Source organism: Bacillota bacterium (genome assembly GCA_040754675.1).
In the GTDB taxonomy this organism is placed as follows: Bacteria; Bacillota; Limnochordia; order Limnochordales; family Geochordaceae; genus Geochorda.
On record JBFMCJ010000538.1, the window covers coordinates 1 to 2,730 of the forward strand.

Annotated in this window: 4 protein-coding genes; all 4 read left to right on the top strand. The window is 68.6% G+C overall.

Annotated elements, in window-relative coordinates:
- On the top strand, positions 1–752 hold a 752-nt coding region (locus tag AB1609_20415; protein MEW6048807.1), incomplete at its 5' end, for a dihydrolipoamide acetyltransferase family protein.
- Between the two features lie 58 nt (positions 753–810).
- The gene (locus tag AB1609_20420; GenBank protein ID MEW6048808.1) at positions 811–1,149 is read left to right on the top strand and encodes a carboxymuconolactone decarboxylase family protein; all 339 of its coding nucleotides are present in this window, start codon (positions 811–813) and stop codon (positions 1,147–1,149) included.
- 59 nt (positions 1,150–1,208) lie between these two features.
- Positions 1,209–1,640 carry a glycine cleavage system protein H gene (locus AB1609_20425; GenBank protein ID MEW6048809.1) on the top strand — a complete coding sequence of 144 codons (432 nt, stop codon included), beginning with the start codon at positions 1,209–1,211 and terminating at the stop codon, positions 1,638–1,640.
- Positions 1,618–2,730 (top strand): FAD-binding oxidoreductase (locus tag AB1609_20430; GenBank protein ID MEW6048810.1); only part of this gene is annotated, 1,113 nt, incomplete at its 3' end. The genes AB1609_20425 and AB1609_20430, both read left to right, overlap by 23 nt.

The window sequence follows — 2,730 nt, forward strand, 5'->3', positions numbered from 1 at the left end:
GCCGTATCGTCGAGGCGGATGTGGAGCGAGCGCTGGCGGAGCGGATGGCCCAATTCCCGCCTCGCAAGGTCCTGCGCAGGATCTCGTACGACGGCATGCGCCGGACGATCGGAGAGCGGTTGGGGCATAGCCACACCACCGCGGTGCCCGTGACGCTGACCACCGAGGCGGACGTGACGGAACTGCTCGCCCTGCGTGTCCGTCTCAACGAGGGTGTGCCCAAGCGGGACGAGATTTCCGTCACTGCCCTTATAGTGAAGGCGGCGGCCCAGACCCTCAAGCGGTACCCGCGGCTGAACTCCTCCCTCGAGGGCGACGAGATCGTGGAATGGGGGGAGATTCATGTGGGCGTGGCAGTCGCCCTCGAGGACGGACTGCTGGTGCCCGTGGTGCGGGATGCGGACCAGAAGACCGTGGGGCAGATCAACGCCGAGATCCGCGAGCTTGCCCGCAAGGCGGAGAAGGGCACCCTGGGTCCGGACGAGGTGTCCGGTTCCACCTTCACCGTGACCAACCTGGGCATGTACGGGGTGGATGCCTTCACGCCGGTCATCAATCCCCCGGAAGCGGCCATCCTGGGGGTGGGGCGTACTGTATCGCGTCCCGAACTGAGGGACGGGCAACTGGTGCTCCGGCAGGTGACAACGCTCAGCCTCACCTTCGATCACCGCCTGGTCGACGGAGCGCCGGCCGCCCAGTTCCTGTCTTCGCTGCGGGAGTCCCTGGAGAGGCCCTACGGGCTGGTGCGCTGAGCGGTGCTCGTGCGCCTGCTACCCCGTGGCTGTGGCGAAGGGGTGCGGAGGTGTGGCAATGGAACCGAACAAGCTCATGGGGGACTTTACGGCTGGTCTGGGGAGGGTCGGGGACGAATTTCCCGAACTCGGCCAGGCCTTTGTAAACCTGACCAGCGCCGCCCTGGTAGAGGGGGAGCTCAGCGCCCGGGTGAAGGAACTGATTGCGGTGGCGCTGGGGGTCTTCGCCGGGTGCGAGTACTGCATTGCCTACCACGTCCACAAGGCAGTGGAAGAGGGCGCCACGCGGGAGGAGATCCTGGAAGCGGCGGCGGTTGCAGTTGCCTTCGGGGGGACACCAGCCATGGCCAAGGTGGCGACGGCCCTCCTCGCCTGCCTGGACGAGGTGGCCGGCTGAGACGAGGCCTGGCCCTGCTGGGAATGAAGGAGTGGCCGGGCGCGCGGAGGTGACCCCAGGTGGAGATTTCCGGGTTCCACCTGCCGGATGACCTGTACTACAGCAGGGACCATGCCTGGGTGAGGGTGGAGGGTAAATCGTTACGGGTGGGTGTGACCGACTTCTTCCAGAAGATGGCGGGGAAGATCACCTTCATCAGGGTACCCCGCGTCGGAAAGGTCCTTGCCCGGGATGCCACCCTCGCCACGGTGCAGTCCGGCAAGTGGACGGGCAGGATTCCGGTACCGGCTGAGGGGACGGTGGTAGAGTCCAACCTGGAACTGGTGGGCAGGCCGGCCCTCATCAACGAGGACCCGTACGGGGCCGGGTGGATCGCCGTCCTCGCACCCACCGACGCGGGCGCCGCCCTCGCCGGCCTCATGCGGGGTGAGGAAGTACGCTCCTGGTTGGAGGAGGAGATCCGGCGTCATGGCCCGGCGCGCGAGGGGTAAGGTGGCGCCGGCGTGGTGGTGCGAAATGGGCATCCCCGCCTGCGACGACGAACTTGAGCTTGCCCTGTACACGGAGGATGTTGGCGCTGTACCCTCGTTCCTGAAACGGCTGGCCCGCCTGCGGGTGCCAGAGGCGGTTTTCCGGCCCCGCACCACCGCGGAGGCGGCAGAACTTGTGCGCGCCTGCGCGAGGGAGGGGCTGCCCCTTACGCCACGGGGAGGAGCCTCCGGTGGCTTCGGGAGTGTCCTACCCGTGCGGGGCGCCGTTGTGGACACCTGCGGGCTCAGGCAGGGACCCGAGTTGGACGCACGCCGACGGCTGGTGAGGGCCGGGGCAGGGTGGACGTTTGCCGAACTGGATCACTGGCTCGCCAGACGCGGCTACGCCCTGCCTTGCTACCCCAGCAGCGCCCCTGCTGCCACCCTGGGGGGCTGGCTGGCGGGCGGTGGCTACGGGGTGGGTACGCTGCGCTCGGGTCCCTTTGTTGCTCAGGTTTCTGAGGCGGAGGTGGTGCTCCCGGACGGCCGCGTAGAGGTGTCCCGTGCCGTGCCGTCGCCGGGTGAGCCGGGAGAGGGCGGGCCGCTGCTCTCCTGGCTCACCGGCAGCGAGGGGACTTTGGGCCTGGTGACCTCGCTCACGGTGCGCGTGGACCCCATGGGGGAGCGCAGGGCAATTCTGTTGGGCGCTCCCGAGGGGGACGACGGCGTGGCGACGGCCCGGCTTCTTGAGGCTTTGGGCAACAGCGATAGGCAGCCCTTTTGCGTCCACTTCGCCGGCACGGCCTTCAACCGGCTGGTGGCGCAGGTGGACGGCCAGCGCAGGCAGGGAGGGTGGCCTGGCGAGCCCCGGGGAACAGTGGAGGTGTGGTTGCACGGGCCCGGGGCGGAAGTGCAGGCAGCTGAGGAGGTGGTTCGGGAAGTGAGTCTCCGTGAGCGCTGGGTTGACCTGGGGGCGGCGGCGGCTGAGGCGGCCTGGCAAGACCGCTTTCGTGCGTTGCACATACGGCGGTCGGGACCTTCCCTGGTCGGTGCCGATCTCCTGCTGCCGGCCCGGTGCCTGGGGGATTTCCTGCGCGCGTGCCAGTGCCTG